Source organism: Pedobacter sp. CFBP9032 (genome assembly GCF_034045265.1).
Classification (GTDB): Bacteria; Bacteroidota; Bacteroidia; order Sphingobacteriales; family Sphingobacteriaceae; genus Pedobacter.
The window spans coordinates 362,442-381,169 of record NZ_JAXCWE010000003.1; the positions used below are offsets into that span (position 1 = coordinate 362,442).

Below are 18,728 nucleotides of genomic sequence, written 5' to 3' on the forward strand. Positions count from 1 at the left end.
GTGCGCTAAGTTGCCTTCGAGACAATGCTTTACCTTCAAAAGTCAAAACATTCATCACTTCTTGGTTACCAGAGAATCTAAAATTTGAGTTGTAAAAAAAAGCACCTCGGCTTTCTGAATACGCATTTGATATTTTCATACCGCTAACCTAGCTCACTAAACGCTGTCAAAAAAATAAACCGGAAAGCTTGGAAAGAAATCGGAATGTTTGGAACGTTTTAGCTGATGATCAGCTTATAATCTTCCAAACGTTTGAACGTCTTCTTATCACGAACCGTTCTGGCACCAAGTGAAAAATTCAAAAATGTATTGGATAGTATCGCCGAAATATCTGAATAGCTATAGTCACGCCTTTTTAAATAACCCAAATCTTTCGCCGCCTCGAAAATGGTTACCGCCTCGTATAAAGCGCCTTTCCTAGTACCAACAAAGACTAAACGATCCTCACCAGGAACTGCCCTCACCCTATTGTTTGCTACAAGCTTCTCCACAACGCGCAGGTAATTGGAAGAATCTAGGAATTCGCTGCTAAAATTTATCATTGTCCCTTTAGTTTGCGTTTCCGTATGATGATTCAGCACCTCATTTTCGGGAGAGGTACTGGCGAATTGTGTAGTTATTATGTCGTCTGCAAACAATTTAAGTATTTTGAACCGCTCAGACAATCCATCTCGAACAATTGAATCTACATTCATATGGAGAATCATAACTCGAGCAGTCTCCGCTCCAAGTGATAGAAAATAGTTTTTCAAATCAACACGCATCTGCTCAATACCAACCTGTTTAAACAATTGAATTAGACGCTTTACAGCTACTATGGCATATCCCTCATAATCGCTAACCTTATCATTTAATATGGGATACTTAACCACCAAATCCATTTGTTCTAGAATAAGATCTAGTGCCACAGCCGTTTGCGTCTCCGCTAACACCTGTCCATAATATTTCTCTGGTACCTCATTATTCAGCACCATATGGTTGAATTCACCAATCAGCCTGGAAGCCACCTTATCAATTTCCGTATCTGCGATAAGATTTGCCATTACTGGCTGGTTTCCACTGCTATTAATCACTGGCCTTTTGTTTTCAGTACAATTTCTAGCCCAATCTGCCACCGTTATTGTCTCATGAAAATGCAAATAAGACTTGGGCTTTGTGGGTAACAGAGCAAACTCATGGAGTAGTTTTTCGCTATAATCCGAATTCTCACGGATAACATCCGCAAAAGCAAACCTTGCTCTTTCCAGATCAAACTTAAAATCATCTCGTATGCGCTGATTAACTTCCATCGAATTAAAATTCTGAATAGCGAATATACTTGATTATCCTATGAGTTTGCAACGAATGCACCGCGATTACAGTTGCTTGCAACGATTCCAAATTAAACACTATTATAGAAATTCTACAATTTTCCACTAGACAGTATTACAACTTAGCTTTCGTAAAACCTAGGTTTAAATGAATTTGGAAACCTTTTATCTACTTACATTCATTTTGCGAATCGAGATTATCATCCATTAGCTTCTTATTCTTATAGATTTCCCTGATTATTCTAAAAAGTTCCTGTAGATGTTGTAACGGGTAATCCGATTCCCCGCCAAAATATAAAACCTGCAATTTCTTAGTTGCAGGTTTTTTTATTTTAAGGCTTATCCAAATTACCTTTCCTATAACCATTTTTCTTATAACGATGACTAATGTTTTTGATCCATTGGATAGCGGCATTAAATGGTTCCTGAGATTTTGAGAAAGCAGTATTGTGGCCGAGTGTGGGAAACAACTGATACTTGTAAAACTTACCTTGCGCCTTTAGCATGTCTAGTCGTTCTATTGATAAGCCTACCGGAACCTGGATATCCCTACCGCCATAAAGCCATAATCCTGGAATTTTTAGTCTGATGAGGGCGTTAAGCGGATCGGTAGCTGGAAACTGGTACCGGTCAGGGTCATTTTTGATGTGTTCGCGAACATCAGCATCAGTGTGAGCTTCCCAAAAATTAGTTTTTCCATTCGTGTAAAACTGAAACCGCAACTGTTCAAGTGTGGTAACAGCCGGGCCACTAAATAAAACGATAAAACATACCTCACTATTTTTTTCAGCAGCAATAGGGATTACCCAGCCTGCCTGACTAAATCCGACTAAACCTAACGGTATATTTTTATCTGAAAGATGTGAAAATAGAGATTGGGCGGCAGCACTTGCATCTAAAGCCAATAAGTTTAGGTTGGCTGAATCAATATTGTTGGTTCCCACTTCCGGACCAGCATAAACCCCACCCGATTCCCCAACCCCACGTTTATCATAAGTTAATACGGCAATGCCATTGTTAGCCAAATTTGAAGCCAGGTTAATCATTCTTTTCTCCTGCCCTGAACCATGTACAAGAATTACTGCGGCATGAGGATTTTTGGGCTTAAAAATAGCACCAGCAAGGCTAACGCCTACACGAACATTTTCAATGGTGTAAACAGATTCGTAAATCGGATTAGAAGGGGTTTGAGCATACAACTCAACACCCAGGCTACATAGTACGATAAGTAAACTAAGTCTCATATTTTTAATTTTAAAGATTTTAATAATTTATTGTCATTAGGATTTACAATGTAAAGCAATACACCCTAAGGGCAATCCTGGTTAGGATAAATGTGATAGAAAGGTTATTATATGTGACGGAAGGTCTTATTTTATTGTTAATTTGTACTGCTCCGTTTTACTTTTAACGGATTATTAAAACTTTCTATAGTCCAGATAGATTTTAATTACGTAGATAAAAGATATGAGTAAGAGAATATTTCTGTTAGAAGATGATGAAGGAATAAGGGACGTAATTGAACTTATTCTAGGGTTAGAGGATTATGATGTGGTCAGCTTTGAAACGGTTACTACATTTATGGAGGCAAATATTAATGATGTTCCTGATCTTTTTATTTTGGATGTAATGTTGCCAGATGGAAATGGGATGGATGTTTGTGCAGAGCTAAAGTCGATCAATAATAACATTCCCGTATTAATGATGAGCGCACATGCCAGTGCGGCAGATATTTCTATAAACTGTGCTGCTAACGATTTTATGGCTAAGCCCTTCGATCTGAATAAGCTGCTGGAGAAAGTTAATAATCTTATCGCTTAAGAAATTATCGTAGGTATTTAGTTTTAAAAAAAGTTGAATTTTTATCCCAACAAAAAGTTGCCGATAATGTTATTTTTGTAACATGCAGATCAGGCAACCCATTAGAGACATACAAGATTTTTTATTAAGTACGTATTTCGCCGATGGCTTACGCATTACGCTTGGTGTGCTACTTCCCTCTTTAATTCTGGCGCAGTTTGGGATGCTCAAATTTGGGATGACCTTATCATTAGGTGCGCTTTGCGTGAGCATTGTAGATAGCCCAGGCCCCATGGTGCATCGACGGAACGCCATGTTAGTTACCACAGTGTTAATTTTTGTTTTTTCCATCCTTACGGGATTAACCAATAAAAGCCCCTATTTCGTAGCCTTCCTGCTTGGAGCATCCAGCTTTGTATTCTCCATGTTTTATATTTATGGCATTAGGGCGGCATCTGTAGGCACTGCGGTATTGTTGATTATCGTTTTAAGTATAGATGATATTCGCCCTTGGCAGGAAGTCATTAAACATGCATTTCTTGTTTTAGCAGGAAGTCTTTGGTACACCGGATTGAGTTATTTCTTCTATCGGCTGCGCCCCTTTCGGCTGGTACAACAATCGTTGAGTGATTCTATTTTTGAAGTTGCAGAATTTCTCAGAGAAAAAGCGAAATTTTATCATCATAATAATAATTACGATAAAACATACGCAGAACTGCTTCAGCTACAGGTTTCAGTACACGAAAAGCAGGATGCCGTTAGGGAATTATTATTCAGAACCAGGGAAATTGTTAGGGATTCAAGCCCGGAGGGTCGGTTTTTGCTCCTGGTATTTGTAGACATGGTCGACCTATTTGAGCAGGTAATGTCTACCTATTATAACTACCAGCAATTGCACGAACAATTTGACAAGGCAGGGATATTAAAAGATTATGAGATGGCGATTAAGCGAATTTCATATGCCTTGGATGACATTGCATTTGCGTTAAAAAGTGGTGGTAAACCAGTTATTTCCAAAAGATTATTGATTGAAATTGAACGCTTAAAAATTAAAATCAATCACCTCGAAAAAAATAATATCAATCAGGAATATAATACCATCGGGATTATCGCACTCAAAAACATTGAGGTTAACATAGAAAATATTTTAGCCAGAGTTAAAACGATATTCAGCTATTTTAAGGTACGAACCAGCAAAGACATTCGCCAGGCAGAAGTAGATACAGAAAAGTTTATCAAGCGGCAAAAATTCGATTTTCAGCTTTTTACTGATAACTTAACCTATAGTTCTTCTACTTTCAGGCATTCTCTACGTGTTACAGTGGTAATGTTATTGGGTTTCGTTGTGGCAGAGATTTTAAATTTTTCTCACAGCTATTGGATTTTGCTAACCATTCTGGTGATTTCCAAACCAGGTTTTAGTCTCACTAAAGAACGAAATTATCAACGTTTAATCGGAACAACAGTTGGCGCTTTCGTTGGTATGGGGGTGCTGACTTATGTACATGACCGACATACACTCTTTGTTATTTTATTGATTTGTATGATTGGCAGTTATAGCTTTCAGCGTAAAAACTATGTGGTGAGCGTGCTCTTCATGACGCCTTATATCCTCATCCTTTTCGATTTTCTGGGAATGGGATCTATCGCTCTGGCCAGGGAAAGAATTTACGACACGTTTATTGGTTCCGGGATTGCATTACTCGCCAGCTACTCCCTCTTCCCTACCTGGGAACATGAGAAATTGAAAGAGGCCATGTTAAATATTATTAAAGCAAATAAGGCATACTATGCTCAGGTAGCGACGTTATATTTTGAAAAAAATTATAACAGAACAGAATATAAATTAGCCAGAAAAGAAGTATACGTTAGCACGGCAAATTTGGCTTCCCTTTTTCAGAGAATGTTTTCCGAACCGAAGAGTAAACAGTTATTTATTAAGGAGGTGCATCAGTTTACCACGCTCAACCATTTGTTATCTTCTTATGTTGCTACACTTTCTTTGTATAATAAGGAACACGAGTTTACTTTTGAGAGCTTTGAGGCCTTAAAACCGATGTCGAACAATACCGATTACCTATTTGATAGGACGATTGAAAATTTGGAGCAAAATAAAGAAACCTTAGATAATGTACCACTCATCCGTGTTGCAGATACAGGCTTTCAAATTCACAAAGGACAAGACCTGGTGCCAGAGCAATTTGATTTGATTCAGAAAGTGGCTTATGACATTTATAAACTAACGGGGAAGATTAAAATTTAACTGTTTCGTTAAACTACTTTCTCACGTTAAATCTACTACTAATATAGTTATTAGTGGTTATGAATATCCTCTTCCCGAGTAGCAGCCAGTTATTCAATATCAAACAATGGCTGCCTTGGTTTGTTAAGCTTACTTACTAAAGAATTATTAAGCATGGAAAAGTTATATACGGCTGAAGTTACAGCTACAGGAGGCAGAGATGGTCACGTTAAATCTAGTGATGGAATTTTAGATTTCGAATTGAGAAAACCTAAAGAAATGGGTGGTCAGGGTGGAGCAACAAATCCGGAAGAATTATTTGCGGCAGCCTGGGGACCATGTTATCTTGGCGCATTGGGTTCAGTTGCAGAACGCGCAGGCGTTGATGTGAGTGAGGCTAATGTTAAGGTTTTAGTATCCTTTAACAAGGATGATAATGCATTTACGTTATCAGCAGATTTGGACGTGCATATCCCGGGGATTTCTTTAGAAGAATCACAGTCTATCGCAGATAAAGCACACAGAGCTTGTCCATACTCCAAAGCCGTAAAGGGCAATATTGAAGTAAGGGTTACAGCTGTTTAGTTAATATATAAATTATTCGGATTCCCGTCATTCTTACGAAGACGGGAATTTTTTATTCCTAACTAAATGAGATCCGGAATGGTACCTCAGTTATAAAGTCACCTGCTCAGTTTTCGTGTTTATCGGCCTGCCGTTTTTGAAAGCTTCGCGGGTTTTTAATCCCAAAAGTTCAAACATTGCCATATCATCTACAAATGCTGGATTAGGCGTTGTTAGCAATTTATCACCCGCGAAGATGGAACTCGCGCCAGCCATAAAGCAGAAAGCCTGTTCTAATGTACTCATCTCATTTCTTCCAGCCGAAAGACGTACAACAGCATTCGGCATAACAATACGGGCGGTGGCAATCATCCTGACCATGTCCCAAATGGGTACACGCGGCTGATTTTCAAGCGGTGTGCCTTTTACTGGTACCAATGCGTTAACCGGTACTGATTCAGGATGTTGCTCCATATTGGCCAATGTCTGTAGCATAGAAACGCGATCATCAACAGTTTCACCTAATCCGATAATCCCGCCGCTGCAAACGGTAAGTTTAGCTTTTCGAACGTTTTGGATAGTGTTTAAACGATCATCATAAGTTCTTGTTGAGATAATTCTTTTATAATCCGCTTCAGAGGTATCAATATTATGATTATAGGCATATAAACCAGCATCAGCTAAACGCTGTGCCTGATTTTCAGTTAACATCCCAAGCGTGCAGCAAACCTCCATATCCATATCATTCACTGCCTTCACCATGTCAATTACCCGGTCAAAATCGCGGTTATCACGAACTTCCCGCCAGGCTGCACCCATGCATAAACGTGAAGCGCCACCAGCTTTAGCTTTAACCGCTGCATTAACAACTTCGCTAATTTGCATAAGCGGCTGCACTGTTAAGTCAGTATCATACCTCGCTGCCTGTGGGCAATAAGAACAATCTTCCGCACAGCCTCCGGTTTTAATGGAAATAAGGGAACTTACCTGAACTTCAGTATAACCTTCATTTTCCCGGTGGATGGTAGCTGCTTCATAAACCAGATCCAGAAATGGCCGGTTATAAATTTCGAGGATTTCTTCTTTACTCCAGTTGTGTCTTGTCGTTTTCATGGGATCAGAATTTTATTAATAATTTATAGCAAAAGTTTACTGGCCAAACCTAATATCAGCATGAAACCAAAAACATCAGTAAATGTAGTAATGATAATAGATGAAGCAATGGCAGGATCAATTCCTACCCTTTTCAATATCAATGGAATTCCTGCACCTGTAATACCTGCAATGAGTAAGTTACCCGTCATGGCCAGAAAGATTACCAGCCCCAACATTGGGTTTCCATCAAAGAAGAAGGCAAAAAGGAAGACAATTAAGCCATTCACGGCTCCATTAATTAATCCGACAGTAAATTCTTTCAAGACCGTTCTATAGGCTTGTTTATCCGTTAAGTCGTAGAGTGAAATACGCCTGACTGTTACTGCAAGTGCCTGCGTAGCTGCGTTGCCGCCCATTCCGGCTATAATGGTCATATACGCAGCTAAAGATGGAATTAACTTTATTGTAGGGTCAAAATAACGAACAACAGAAGAAGCCAAAAAAGCTGTCCCAAGATTAATCACCAGCCATGGAAGACGGGACTTCACCGCCTCTACCCAGTTACCGCTCAACTCCTCATCTTCAGATACACCGGAGATTTTCAAAATATCCTCTGTACTCTCCTCCTCCATCACATCAATTACATCATCAAAAGTAACGCGGCCTAGTAGCTTTTGGTGATCATCAATAACAGGAATACTGGTCAGGTTGTATTGAGAGATCAGGTTAGCCACTTCCTCCTGGTCGGTATTCGGATGCACATAAACCGCATCAATTTTGACCAGTTCGGTAATTTTTGCATCATGCCTGGCTTTGATGATATCTTTTAAAGATACAATTCCCCTAAAAATATCCTCGTCATCAACTACATAGATGGTGTAAAATTCTTCCATCTGCTCACTCTGGCGGATAATCTCATCAATCGCATCTTTTTTAGTTAAGTTAATGTTCACACAGATGATTTCTGTGTTCATCAAACCACCAGCAGTCTTTTCGTCGTAAGTTAAGAGGTTCCTGATTTCAGATGCATGCTCATCCTGCAGGTCTTCAAGAATTTCATTCTGCTCATGATCTTCAAGCTGGGAGATGATATCCGTTGCATCATCATAATCCAGTTCCTCAACAATTTCTGTACGTTTATCTGGATGAAGCTGAAAAAGTAAGTCCTCAGGGTGAGACTCTTCATCCATTTCAGAGATGATCTCTGAAGCGATTTCAGCAGGCAACAAATTAATGATGTGTTGCTGCTCCGATTTATCCAGGCGTTCGAAAAGAATCGCTATTTCAGATGCGTGATAATCATCTAAAACCTCTTTCAGGATTTCATCCCCGGCTAAAATTGCATTTTTAACCTTTAATACGTCGCTTTTATCTAGTTCGAATGATTGCATCTTGTTAGCCTAACCTAAAACCTGCTAAAGCTACCAAAATTAAATACTTATGAAAAAGAATAATAACGATTATTTAAACCAACCTTTTCTCCAAAAATAAATGATCTGAATGATCGCAATTACGCCCATTACAATCCAGGTCCACAGATAACCATGTGGACTATAAAGTTCTGGCATATTACCAGGCAATACCTTACCCGTAACCGGATCTTCACGGCTGAAGTTCATACCGTAAATACCAGCAATAAAAGTTAAAGGAATGAAAATGGAAGAAATAATCGTTAATACCTTCATAATTTCATTCATCCGGTTGCTGGTGATGGATAAATTCATATCGATATTCGCCGATGCAATCTCTTTAAGTGATTCTATAAAATCGATGATTTGAATACAATGATCATAGGCATCCTTCATATAGGTTTTGGTTAGGTCGGAGATCAATGCACTATCCGAACGGATAATGTCGTTGAGCTTATCCCGTTCAGGCCAGGCCACCTTTCTGATCGTAATCAGAGATCGCTTTATGGCTTGCGTATCATACATAATTCGCCTATCGGGATGGTCATAAAGCCGATCCTCAATAGCGTCTAACTCCTCGCCCCAAAAGTTCAGCAAGGCAAAATAATTATCAACGATTACGTCCATAATGGCATACATTAAATAACTACTGCCGCCAATCCGGATATTGCCTTTCCCAATCTCCAGACGCTTCCTAACGGGTTCAAAACAGTCGGCATAAGATTCCTGAAATGTAATTAGCGTACGCTCCGATAAAATAAATGAGATTTGATCATTACACAAAACATCTTCTTCGCCTAAATACAAATGCCTGCTTACCGAAAATAGATAGTCATCATTATCATACTCATCTAATTTTGGTCTTTGATAAGAACTGGTGATGTCTTCCAACACCAATCTGCTGATATCTAATTTTGAAAACAATGTTTCGAAAATATTTGGATCTGCCAGACCTTTAATATCAAACCAGTAATAGAAATCCTTATTCTGAATAAGCTTATCAATGTTATTGATGTGCTCAAGATCTTCTTTTTTATAACTGGATTCATTATAAGTGTGAAGCGTGATGTTAGGTTTCAATGCATTTTCGTCAATGGCATATTTACCCGGACTGGTGCCTGGCTCCGGTACGTTGTAGTGCTTATGACGATTACGTGGTTTGTTTTTTCCCATTATAGATAGAGTTTGGCCTGCGGACCCTGATTAAACAGCAAATCCACAATGCTTAAATTAGGCAAAAACTGATGCCTGTCTTCAAAAACCTGATAATAAGGCTTATTGTTTGCCATCTCATCAGCTTTTTTCGGATTCATCATTCCCCTGTGATCAAGTGCCGCTGGAATATCATCTTCGTAACTTTCCGTAACCTTCAATTCATATGGTAATTTCAGCTTTTTAGTTAACCAGGCCAGTAATTCTAAATTATAATCAAAAAGAAAATCAAATTTTTCATTGTAGAAACGAGCCAGTTCATCTTCATAAAATTCAAAATAGGCCGAACTGCGGTAACAGGTTTCGAGGCTTAACCAATGCAGGCGTTGCCATTTAAAGTCGTAACTGATGCGCACATCCTTCATCTTAGTATGATTCTTAGCACCTTTAATAATAGGTACGGTTAAATCTAATTTTCCATTCGGTGAATAGATACTTGCCCGGTTGCGATAAGTTTGTTTCGCTAAGTGCTCATTTTTTTCAATTAAAAAATCTTGTCCTACTTCCTGTAATAAGCTGAAGTAGCCCACCGGCGGAAGATAAAATAATGGAAGTATTGCTGTATTTTGCATTTGAAAATTTATGTTTGTAGCTGAAACGTTTTAAAAATAATGATTAAAAGAGGATTTGCGCATTTGGGCGTATTTTTTTTATTCCTGATATCGCTGCTACCTCTACCCTTGCTGTTTTTTTTTGCAAGATTACTATATTATCTGCTTTATTACATAATTGGATATCGAAAAAAAGTTGTCCGTCAGAATTTAATCCTATCATTTCCGGAAAAAGCTTCCTCAGAAATTATTCAAATTGAAAAGAATTTTTTTCACTTTCTATCTGACTTAATTTTTGAAATCATTAAAATGAGTACCATTTCTAAAAAAGAAACCCTCAGGCGGGTAAAATTTTCAGGATTGGAACAACTCGAAACTCATTTTGCTGCCGGTGGAAGTATTTTAGCTTGTACAGGCCATTATGGAAACTGGGAATTGGGCACACTGGCATTGGGCTTAAGCATTTCTGCTAAAACCATGGTCATTTATAAGCCACTCACCAATAAAATATTTGAATCATGGTTTGATAAGATGCGGACTAAGTATGGGAATATTTTTATAGCGATGCGCCAAACACTAAGGGGCATAGCTGCATATAAAAATGAACCTACCTTATTGTGTTTTGCGAGTGATCAGGCCCCTAGTCGCGAAGATACCAGGTACTTCCTTGATTTTCTTCAGCAGCCAACAGCAGCCTTGTTAGGCGTTGAAAAGATTGCAAAATCTACCAACCGACCTATTTATTATTTCAAGGTAACCGTGGTCAAACGAGGTTATTACCATGTGGAGGTATTACCGATGTGCTTAAATCCTTCAGAAATGAAGGAATACGAAATCACCAATCTTCACTTCAAATTTTTAGAGAACATTATTAAAGAACAGCCCGAATATTGGCTTTGGAGCCATAAACGCTGGAAATTTAAACCCGAATTACCCCAATGAACCCTTCTGTAGCCGTTGTTATTTTAAACTGGAATGGAAAAGCATTTCTGAATCAATTTTTACCAGGAGTTTTACGGTCTGAATATGATAACCTGCAGGTAATTGTGGGTGATAATGCTTCAACCGATGATTCTGTTTCATTTTTAGCACAAAATTTCCCGACTGTCGAGATTATCAAAAACGATCAGAACTATGGCTTCGCTGGCGGTTACAATAAAGTACTCGAACGTGTAAAGGCAGATTACTACATTTTACTCAACTCGGATGTTGAAGTTACCCCTAACTGGATTAAGCCAGTAATTGCCTTGATGGAGAGTGATGCAAAAATTGCAGCGGCACAACCAAAAATTAAATGGCAATTAAATAAAAATCAATTCGAATATGCCGGCGCAGCAGGTGGCTACCTGGATATTTATGCTTATCCATTTTGTCGCGGACGCTTGTTTAATGTTTACGAAGAAGATCATGGGCAGTATGACGAAAAATCTGAAGTTTTCTGGGCCAGCGGTGCCGCCTTTTTTATCAAAAGTAAATATTGGAAAGAGACTGGCGGCTTAGATGCAGACCTTTTTGCCCATATGGAAGAAATTGATCTTTGCTGGCGATTAAAAAACCTTAATTATAAAGTGATGTACTGCCCTGACGCGGAAGTCTACCATGTTGGTGGTGGTACTTTACAAACGGAAAATCCATTTAAAACCTATCTTAATTTCAGAAATAATTTAATAATCATGCAGAAAAACCTGCCAGCTGCTGATGCAGTTTTCAGGATTTCTATTCGAATGTGTATCGATTTTATCGCCTGGTGGCACTTCTTATTGAGCGGAAAACCAAAATTCACATTAGCCGTAAGTAAAGGTCACTGGCACTTTATAAAATCCATCGCCAAAACAAACAGCAAAAGAATGGCAAACCAAACACCATATATACAACATACAGGGGTTTATAACAACAGTGTAGTCTGGGCTTTCTTCATTAAGAAAATTAAATATTTTAAAGACTTAGTTAGCAGCTAAAGATTCATCGATAGACTTTTTAATCCAATGAATGGTATTTGTGGCCAGGCCAACAGCGCTAAACTTTACCTTACCATTTTTATCAATGATAGCGTGTGTTGGATATAATGTTACTGAATATTTACTGGCAAGGTTGTGCCCATTAGGAACCACTTGGTAATCATAAGGAGTGGTTTTTAGAAATTTTTGCAAACCATATTTTTCGTCGGTTGCAATTGCAAGAAATACGACGTCAGGATTGTCTTTATACTTCGCCACGAGCTCGTTTAGTTGTGGAATCTCCTGCCTGCAAGGTGGACAATTAATAAACCAAAAATTCAAAACAATCACCTTACCTGTTGCTTCTCGTAAATCAATTTTATTGCCATTAATGTCAGTAGCTTTGAAACCTTTAAAGTCGTCGCCTTCTTTAAATGAATCGCTTAAGCGCGGCTTAGGCATTTTTTCGAAATAGCTAAACTTTTGCGCTTCAGATAGTTCAAAAATCAAATATTCCGTTGCACCACTTTCCGTTTTTGTACCTCTTGTTTTTAAACCATATTTACCAGTGGACATTAACTTTTGCCAAACCAGATAAGGATAAACATTTCCATCTTCTGCCCTAACCACTGATGTTTCGTTGAGCACATTCTGTTTTGCATTGTTCGTTTGCGCATTAACTAAAAGTGAGCCCATTATTAAACACGAGAAAAGCGTTGTTTTTAGCATACCATTATTTTTTGATCAATAAACTCTCCAGAGCCAAACGATAGCCATTCATGCCAAATCCTGTTAATACACCTTGACAATTTTTTCCGGTAAGCGAAACGTGGCGATACTCTTCACGTGCATAAATATTGGAAATATGTACTTCTACAACAGGTGTTTTAATTGCCGCAATCGCATCTGCAAGTGCAACTGAAGTGTGCGTATAACCGCCTGCATTTAAAATAATACCATCATAAGTGAATCCGATCTCATGAAGTTTGTTAATCAGTTCTCCCTCTACATTGCTTTGATAATACTCAATAGTGACGTCGGTGTATAAAGCTTTCAACTCTTTTACATAGTCTTCAATACTGGTATTGCCATAAATTGAGGGTTCTCTAACGCCCAGTAAATTTAAATTCGGGCCATTTATAATTTGTACTTTCATGCTGGTATCAATTGATTAGTAATCTGCTAAGCCAATAACTTGTTTTATGAAATTATGGCCTGATTGTATTGCAATTATACGGAATGCTAATAAAAATATATCAATTTCGAATAAATGAATTCTATGTCTTATGATTTCGTTATATCTTTGAAGCTGAATGATAATTGTTTCGAAATAATCTATATGCTGTGTGGCAATCCCATATTAAAGGCTTCAGATCTTACTTAAAGCTAGAACGATCGTTCTCTGGCAACTCCGTAGAGGCTTACCTCAGCGATATTGAAAAACTGGTTCAATATTTCCAGTCCATTGATTCCACACCTAATCTAAATGAAATTACTACGGCAGATTTAAAGGCCTTTATCTCCTGGTTAAATGAACTAGGCATGCTTGCCAGTACACAAGCCAGGGTAATTTCCGGATTGAAGGCTTTCTTTACTTATCTCCTATTGGAAGATATCGTGGTAAACAATCCTATGGCTTTAATTGATGCACCTAAGTTGAGCAGAAAATTGCCAGATACGTTGAACATCTACGAGATCAACCAATTGATCGATGCGATTGACGCTTCCAAACCTGAAGGAATGCGCAATAAGGCTATTTTGGAAGTTCTTTATGGTTGTGGATTAAGGGTAACGGAGTTAACAGAACTAAGAATTTCAAGTCTTTTCCCGCAAATTGAATTTATAAAAGTAATTGGAAAAGGAAATAAGGAGCGTTTGGTACCCATTGGAGGCGTTGCATTAAAGCTTTTAGATCTTTATATGACGCAAGTGAGGGTGCACATGAATATCAAAAAAGGGAATGAAGATTTCATCTTCTTAAACCGCTTCGGGGCAAAACTTTCCAGAATTTCTATCTTTAATCTGATCAAAAGCCTTGCAATTGCCACAGGGATAAAAAAAACCATCAGTCCGCATACGTTGCGCCATTCTTTTGCTACGCATTTAATTGAAGGAGGTGCAGACTTAAGGGCAGTGCAGGAAATGCTCGGACATGCAAGTATTACCACTACAGAAATATATACGCATATCGATCGTGATTATTTGCGTGACGTGATTACGCAATTTCATCCGAGATCATAGCCATAATCATTCTATCTTTACCCTGCATATCTTTGCGTAATGATATGTTTTTAAATCCTTTATTACCTAACATCTCTATCATTTCTTCACCTAGATATTCATTAATTTCAAAATACAAACGCCCGTTAAAATTTAAATTTGTTAACGCAAAATCAACAATCGCCTGATAAAAAACTAATGCATCATCATCCTTCACAAATAAGGCAAGATGAGGTTCGTGAGCTAAAACATTATCATGCATTTGCTGCTTCTCCAGTTCACGGATATACGGTGGGTTACTCACAATCACATCGAACTTAACATCAGTTTGATAATTCAGGATATTAGCCTTAATAAACACGACATCCACACCGATTGATTCTGCATTCCTTTCCGCAACGATGAGCGCATCGGGTGAGATATCTAAACCCACCACATCAAAATCTGGAAGGTAATTTTTTAAAGATATTGGAATGCACCCAGAACCTGTTCCAATATCCAGAACTTTCAGGTTTTGCGTTCTGATAGGTGTGTGATCATGAATAATCCAATCTACCAATTCTTCTGTCTCCGGACGTGGAATCAGTACATTTTCATTTACTTCGAACACTGAACCATAAAAATGAGCAACGCCTAAAATATGCTGGATAGGTTTGCCAATTTTTAAGTCGTTAAGAATGCTTAATAATTTTTGCAAATCTACAAAGGAAACTGACGTGTCTTTAGCCATCTTCAGTTTTACCGGAGATAAACCTAAAACATGTTCTGCAGACAATCCGAATAATGCGGCGGCTTCTTCTTCACCATACAGCGATTCTAATTCTATTTTATATTGTTCTGCTAAGGCTTCGATTTTCATTGGTGTAAAATTACTTAATTGCAACCATATCATTGCAGTATACCTAAATCGATCGTGCTTTTTTTACTACTTTTGCGCTAATGAGCGACGAGTTTTACCTTAAAAGATGTTTGGAGCTGGCTTCACTGGCAATAGGCAATGTAAACCCAAATCCGATGGTGGGCTGCGTTATTGTTTTAGATGGAAAAATCATTGGCGAGGGGTATCATCAACAGTTTGGTAAAGCCCATGCAGAACCAAATGCGGTTAAAAGTGTATTTGACAGGTATGGTGCAGATGCTGAAAATCTACTACTACTAGCCACTGCCTATGTAAATCTGGAACCGTGTGCGCACTTTGGGAAAACGCCGCCATGCGCAGATCTGTTTGTAAAACACCAACTAAAAAAAGTCGTTATTGGTAATCGTGATCCTTTTGATGGCGTAGATGGCAAAGGCATCGAAAAGCTTACAAATGCAGGAATAGAAGTAATTAGCGGTGTTTTGGATGCCGAATGTCGTCATTTTAATCGCCGTTTTTTTACCAGGATTGAACAAAAAAGACCTTACATCATTTTAAAATGGGCAGAGACTGCCAACGGCTATTTTGCCACAAAGGATGGACATCAAAAATGGATAAGTGGCGCTTTAGCAAAGCGATTGGCTCACCAGTGGCGTACTGAAGAAGACTCTATTTTAATTGGTAAGCAAACCGCCCTGATGGATAACCCACAGTTAACCAGCAGAGAATTTCCAGGTAAAAACCCAGTCCGATTGGTCATTGATAAAAACCTGCAAATCCCTAACACCAATAACGTTTATAATTCAGCGGCAAAAACCATCATATTTAATGAGGTGAAAACAGACGTTGTAGATAATATTCATTACATACAGATGGAAGATATGCACTTTTATTTGGCTCAAAAAATTGCATTTCAACTTTATCTGATGGATATTCAGTCTGTTATAATTGAAGGTGGTGCACATATTTTACGTCAATTTTTGGAAGCAGACCTTTGGGATGAAGCCAGAATTTTTACTGGTCCAAATAGCTGGGACGACGGCATTGCTTCTCCTACAATTAATGGAAACCTGACCGAACAGATTCAAATTGGTAAAGATCAACTTTCCATTTATATAAACAATTCAAATAAATGATATACATCGTTTTAAGTGTTTTCTGCAGCGTAGTTGTAGCCGTGTTACTCAAACTGGCAAAGCGTTATGAAATTAGTATTATCCAGGCCGTTACCGTAAATTATTTCACAGCTTTAACCTTGTGTTTTCTGTTTTTTAAACCTGAGGTAAATTTGCTCTCTTCATCTGCACCCTGGCCAATTTACATTGCACTTGCTATTTTACTCCCTTCTATATTCTTGGTACTGGCCGCATCTGTAAAGAACCTGGGCATTGTAAAAACAGACATTGCACAGCGGCTATCTTTATTTATTCCGATTTTAGCTGCTTATTTTATTTTTAGGGAAGGTTTTAATCAATATAAATTAATCGGTCTGGGAATTGGTTTTTTGGCTATTTTACTCACTTTTATCCGTAAGTCTGATCAGGAAAATAGATCAAATAACTGGATCTATCCAATCTTTGTATTTATCGGTTTTGGTGTAATTGATGTGCTTTTTAAACAAATTGCATTGTATAAAAGCTTGCCCTATACCACCTCCCTATTCACGGTGTTCGCTATGGCTTTCGTTGTATCGATGGCTATCGTAATCTATTTGGTGATCACTAAAAAAACAAAACTGCAACTGGTTAATTTAGCTTGCGGGTTAATTTTGGGTTTTTTCAATTTTGGAAATATTTTATTTTACATGAAAGCCCACAAAGCTTTGTCTGAAAATCCTTCCACTGTTTTCGCAGCAATGAACTTAGGTGTAATTGTAGTTGGAAGTTTAGTTGGAATTGTGGTATTTAAAGAAAAGCTGAGTAAATTAAACTACATCGGAATTATTTTAGCACTTGTGGCAGTCATCTTCATTACCTTATCTCAACATGCTGTTCGATGATTCTTATAAAACCATAGAGGATACCGCTCAAGGTATTTTCCGTGATAAAGGAAGCAAGTTTCTCGGTTATATCTACCCAATTCGTTCAGAAGCCGAAGTTAAACCTATTCTTTTAAAACTAAGGGCTGAACATGGTAAAGCTAATCATTTCTGTTATGCTTATCGCTTAACACCCGACCGTTCTGTTTTCCGTGTTAATGATGATGGCGAACCTTCTGGCACTGCAGGCAGGCCAATTTTAAATTGTTTACTATCAGAAGATATCACCAATGTGTTAATCGTAGTTGTACGATATTTTGGCGGAACGCTATTAGGTGTTCCTGGTTTAATTAATGCTTATAAAAACGCTAGTGTAGAAGCGATTAAAGAATGTAAGATTATCACAAAGACCGTAAATGACGTTTACGAATTAAGCTTCGATTACCTGCAGATGAATGAGGTGATGAAGCTGATTAAAGATGAAAACCTGCAAATTTTAGCACAGCAGTTCGATACCGATTGTACCATAAAATTCGAAGTGAGAAAGTCTTATTTGAACCAGGTTTTAGGTAGATTTGACAAGATTACAGGTATAAAACTTAAATACCTGGAAACGGTATAGCAAGGGAAATTAAATCAAAGAATTATGAAAATAGCGGAAAGTGACTTAATTGTTAATCCTGATGGGAGCATTTACCATTTAAATTTGTTGCCTGGTGATGTTGCAGACCACGTCATTACCGTTGGAGACCCGGATCGGGTTGGTGATGTAAGTAAGTATTTCGATCGCATAGAATACAAAAAGGGAAAACGTGAATTCATTACGCACACGGGCTATATCGGCAAAAAGCGCATAACGGTGATTTCTACCGGCATCGGAACAGATAACATTGATATCGTATTTAATGAATTAGATGCCCTGGTGAACATCGATTTTGATACCCGCGAAATAAAAAACAAATTAACTTCGTTGAATATCATTCGTGTTGGTACATCAGGAGCAGTACAGCCAGATATCCCGATGGGGACAATTTTAGCATCATCTCATGGCCTGGGAATGGATGCTTTGATGAATTATTACGTGAATGATCCACTTGAAGAAGAAAAACCACTGAGGGCTGCTGTTCATGCTCATTTTGGCCATCTTAAAAACATCAACCCATATTTAACAGCAGCTGATCAAACCCTACTAAATACGATTGGTAAAGATTTACCTAAAGGAATTACGATCACTGCCCCAGGATTTTATGCACCCCAAGGTAGAATGGTAAGGGCAAAAAACTTGATTCCAAATTTCATCGAATTAATTAATAGTTTCAGCAGCAATCAGTATAGAATTACCAACCTGGAGATGGAAACGGCCGGGATATATGCACTGGCCAATGTTTTAGGACATAAAGCACTATCTATCAATGCAATTCTAGCCAGTAGAGTTAAGTTTGAGTTTAGTAAAGAACCACAGAAAATCGTAGATCAAGCTATTAGATTGGTTTTGGAAAGAATATAGAGTTAACCTCATCAATTTAAACTGATGAGGTTAAATATTAGATA

At 38.1% G+C, this 18,728-nt stretch carries 19 protein-coding genes; 10 read left to right on the forward strand and 9 right to left on the reverse strand.

What is annotated here, in order from left to right:
* Positions 1 to 218: 218 nt before the first annotated feature.
* Positions 219 to 1,289, reverse strand: coding sequence for a hypothetical protein (locus tag SOM16_RS08110; protein ID WP_320463493.1), 1,071 nt, complete (start codon positions 1,287 to 1,289; stop codon positions 219 to 221).
* Positions 1,290 to 1,642: 353 nt separating this feature from the next.
* Entirely contained in the window at positions 1,643 to 2,554 is a 912-nt protein-coding gene (locus SOM16_RS08115) for an alpha/beta hydrolase family protein (protein ID WP_320463494.1), read from the reverse strand.
* A gap of 223 nt (positions 2,555 to 2,777) precedes the next feature.
* Between SOM16_RS08115 and SOM16_RS08120 the strand changes: the two genes are divergently transcribed.
* From SOM16_RS08120 to SOM16_RS08130, 3 genes are all read left to right on the forward strand, one after another.
* Positions 2,778 to 3,131: a response regulator transcription factor gene (locus tag SOM16_RS08120; protein WP_320463495.1), complete on the forward strand. Its 354-nt coding sequence runs from the start codon at positions 2,778 to 2,780 to the stop codon at positions 3,129 to 3,131.
* 82 nt (positions 3,132 to 3,213) lie between these two features.
* Positions 3,214 to 5,373 carry an FUSC family protein gene (locus SOM16_RS08125; RefSeq protein WP_320463496.1) on the forward strand — a complete coding sequence of 720 codons (2,160 nt, stop codon included), beginning with the start codon at positions 3,214 to 3,216 and terminating at the stop codon, positions 5,371 to 5,373.
* 153 nt (positions 5,374 to 5,526) lie between these two features.
* Positions 5,527 to 5,937: an organic hydroperoxide resistance protein gene (locus SOM16_RS08130; protein WP_320463497.1), complete on the forward strand. Its 411-nt coding sequence runs from the start codon at positions 5,527 to 5,529 to the stop codon at positions 5,935 to 5,937.
* Between the two features lie 90 nt (positions 5,938 to 6,027).
* On the opposite strand, the gene bioB is transcribed toward SOM16_RS08130, so the two are convergent.
* The 4 genes from bioB to SOM16_RS08150 all read right to left on the reverse strand — a co-directional run bounded on the left by bioB (position 6,028) and on the right by SOM16_RS08150 (position 10,204).
* Positions 6,028 to 7,029 carry a biotin synthase BioB gene (bioB, locus tag SOM16_RS08135; protein WP_320463498.1) on the reverse strand — a complete coding sequence of 334 codons (1,002 nt, stop codon included), beginning with the start codon at positions 7,027 to 7,029 and terminating at the stop codon, positions 6,028 to 6,030.
* Between the two features lie 23 nt (positions 7,030 to 7,052).
* Positions 7,053 to 8,402 (reverse strand): magnesium transporter, encoded by a 1,350-nt coding sequence (gene mgtE, locus SOM16_RS08140; protein ID WP_320463499.1) that lies wholly within the window; start codon positions 8,400 to 8,402, stop codon positions 7,053 to 7,055.
* A 69-nt stretch (positions 8,403 to 8,471) separates the two neighbouring features.
* Positions 8,472 to 9,593 carry a magnesium/cobalt transporter CorA gene (corA, locus tag SOM16_RS08145; protein ID WP_320463500.1) on the reverse strand — a complete coding sequence of 374 codons (1,122 nt, stop codon included), beginning with the start codon at positions 9,591 to 9,593 and terminating at the stop codon, positions 8,472 to 8,474.
* Positions 9,593 to 10,204, reverse strand: coding sequence for a WbqC family protein (locus SOM16_RS08150; protein ID WP_320463501.1), 612 nt, complete (start codon positions 10,202 to 10,204; stop codon positions 9,593 to 9,595). The genes corA and SOM16_RS08150 overlap by 1 nt, the downstream gene beginning before the upstream one ends.
* Before the next feature lie 39 nt (positions 10,205 to 10,243).
* Here SOM16_RS08150 and SOM16_RS08155 point away from each other — a divergent pair, with 39 nt between their 5' ends.
* Entirely contained in the window at positions 10,244 to 11,125 is an 882-nt protein-coding gene (locus SOM16_RS08155; RefSeq protein ID WP_320463502.1) for a lysophospholipid acyltransferase family protein, read from the forward strand.
* Positions 11,122 to 12,141 (forward strand): glycosyltransferase family 2 protein, encoded by a 1,020-nt coding sequence (locus SOM16_RS08160; RefSeq protein WP_320463503.1) that lies wholly within the window; start codon positions 11,122 to 11,124, stop codon positions 12,139 to 12,141. Before SOM16_RS08155 ends, SOM16_RS08160 begins: the two co-directional genes overlap by 4 nt.
* Here the strand turns inward: SOM16_RS08160 and SOM16_RS08165 are convergent.
* Entirely contained in the window at positions 12,127 to 12,816 is a 690-nt protein-coding gene (locus SOM16_RS08165; RefSeq protein ID WP_320463504.1) for a TlpA disulfide reductase family protein, read from the reverse strand. The two genes, SOM16_RS08160 and SOM16_RS08165, sit on opposite strands and share 15 nt — an antisense overlap.
* 37 nt (positions 12,817 to 12,853) lie before the next feature.
* Positions 12,854 to 13,276 carry a type II 3-dehydroquinate dehydratase gene (gene aroQ, locus SOM16_RS08170; RefSeq protein WP_320463505.1) on the reverse strand — a complete coding sequence of 141 codons (423 nt, stop codon included), beginning with the start codon at positions 13,274 to 13,276 and terminating at the stop codon, positions 12,854 to 12,856.
* Between the two features lie 188 nt (positions 13,277 to 13,464).
* Here aroQ and xerD point away from each other — a divergent pair, with 188 nt between their 5' ends.
* On the forward strand, positions 13,465 to 14,361 hold the full coding sequence (xerD, locus tag SOM16_RS08175) for a site-specific tyrosine recombinase XerD (protein WP_320463506.1): 897 nt from the start codon (positions 13,465 to 13,467) through the stop codon (positions 14,359 to 14,361).
* Here the strand turns inward: xerD and prmC are convergent.
* Positions 14,336 to 15,199, reverse strand: a complete 864-nt coding sequence (gene prmC / locus SOM16_RS08180; protein ID WP_320463507.1) for a peptide chain release factor N(5)-glutamine methyltransferase — start codon at positions 15,197 to 15,199, stop codon at positions 14,336 to 14,338. The genes xerD and prmC overlap by 26 nt on opposite strands.
* An 80-nt stretch (positions 15,200 to 15,279) precedes the next feature.
* Here prmC and ribD point away from each other — a divergent pair, with 80 nt between their 5' ends.
* From ribD to SOM16_RS08200, 4 genes are read left to right on the forward strand one after another with little or no spacing between them, the layout of a single operon-like run.
* Entirely contained in the window at positions 15,280 to 16,335 is a 1,056-nt protein-coding gene (ribD, locus tag SOM16_RS08185) for a bifunctional diaminohydroxyphosphoribosylaminopyrimidine deaminase/5-amino-6-(5-phosphoribosylamino)uracil reductase RibD (protein WP_320463508.1), read from the forward strand.
* Positions 16,332 to 17,198 carry a DMT family transporter gene (locus SOM16_RS08190; RefSeq protein WP_320463509.1) on the forward strand — a complete coding sequence of 289 codons (867 nt, stop codon included), beginning with the start codon at positions 16,332 to 16,334 and terminating at the stop codon, positions 17,196 to 17,198. The genes ribD and SOM16_RS08190 overlap by 4 nt, the downstream gene beginning before the upstream one ends.
* On the forward strand, positions 17,185 to 17,799 hold the full coding sequence (locus SOM16_RS08195; protein WP_320463510.1) for a YigZ family protein: 615 nt from the start codon (positions 17,185 to 17,187) through the stop codon (positions 17,797 to 17,799). Before SOM16_RS08190 ends, SOM16_RS08195 begins: the two co-directional genes overlap by 14 nt.
* A gap of 24 nt (positions 17,800 to 17,823) precedes the next feature.
* Positions 17,824 to 18,684 carry a nucleoside phosphorylase gene (locus SOM16_RS08200; protein WP_320463511.1) on the forward strand — a complete coding sequence of 287 codons (861 nt, stop codon included), beginning with the start codon at positions 17,824 to 17,826 and terminating at the stop codon, positions 18,682 to 18,684.
* Positions 18,685 to 18,728 lie beyond the last annotated feature (44 nt).

Coding starts and splice junctions, on each gene's coding strand:
- SOM16_RS08110 (WP_320463493.1), bottom strand. CDS start 1,289: ATGGAAGTTAATCAGCGCATACGAGATGATTTTAAGTTTGATCTGGAA.
- SOM16_RS08115 (WP_320463494.1), bottom strand. CDS start 2,554: ATGAGACTTAGTTTACTTATCGTACTATGTAGCCTGGGTGTTGAGTTG.
- SOM16_RS08120 (WP_320463495.1), top strand. CDS start 2,778: ATGAGTAAGAGAATATTTCTGTTAGAAGATGATGAAGGAATAAGGGAC.
- SOM16_RS08125 (WP_320463496.1), top strand. CDS start 3,214: ATGCAGATCAGGCAACCCATTAGAGACATACAAGATTTTTTATTAAGT.
- SOM16_RS08130 (WP_320463497.1), top strand. CDS start 5,527: ATGGAAAAGTTATATACGGCTGAAGTTACAGCTACAGGAGGCAGAGAT.
- bioB (WP_320463498.1), bottom strand. CDS start 7,029: ATGAAAACGACAAGACACAACTGGAGTAAAGAAGAAATCCTCGAAATT.
- mgtE (WP_320463499.1), bottom strand. CDS start 8,402: ATGCAATCATTCGAACTAGATAAAAGCGACGTATTAAAGGTTAAAAAT.
- corA (WP_320463500.1), bottom strand. CDS start 9,593: ATGGGAAAAAACAAACCACGTAATCGTCATAAGCACTACAACGTACCG.
- SOM16_RS08150 (WP_320463501.1), bottom strand. CDS start 10,204: ATGCAAAATACAGCAATACTTCCATTATTTTATCTTCCGCCGGTGGGC.
- SOM16_RS08155 (WP_320463502.1), top strand. CDS start 10,244: ATGATTAAAAGAGGATTTGCGCATTTGGGCGTATTTTTTTTATTCCTG.
- SOM16_RS08160 (WP_320463503.1), top strand. CDS start 11,122: ATGAACCCTTCTGTAGCCGTTGTTATTTTAAACTGGAATGGAAAAGCA.
- SOM16_RS08165 (WP_320463504.1), bottom strand. CDS start 12,816: ATGGGCTCACTTTTAGTTAATGCGCAAACGAACAATGCAAAACAGAAT.
- aroQ (WP_320463505.1), bottom strand. CDS start 13,276: ATGAAAGTACAAATTATAAATGGCCCGAATTTAAATTTACTGGGCGTT.
- prmC (WP_320463507.1), bottom strand. CDS start 15,199: ATGAAAATCGAAGCCTTAGCAGAACAATATAAAATAGAATTAGAATCG.
- ribD (WP_320463508.1), top strand. CDS start 15,280: ATGAGCGACGAGTTTTACCTTAAAAGATGTTTGGAGCTGGCTTCACTG.
- SOM16_RS08190 (WP_320463509.1), top strand. CDS start 16,332: ATGATATACATCGTTTTAAGTGTTTTCTGCAGCGTAGTTGTAGCCGTG.
- SOM16_RS08195 (WP_320463510.1), top strand. CDS start 17,185: ATGCTGTTCGATGATTCTTATAAAACCATAGAGGATACCGCTCAAGGT.
- SOM16_RS08200 (WP_320463511.1), top strand. CDS start 17,824: ATGAAAATAGCGGAAAGTGACTTAATTGTTAATCCTGATGGGAGCATT.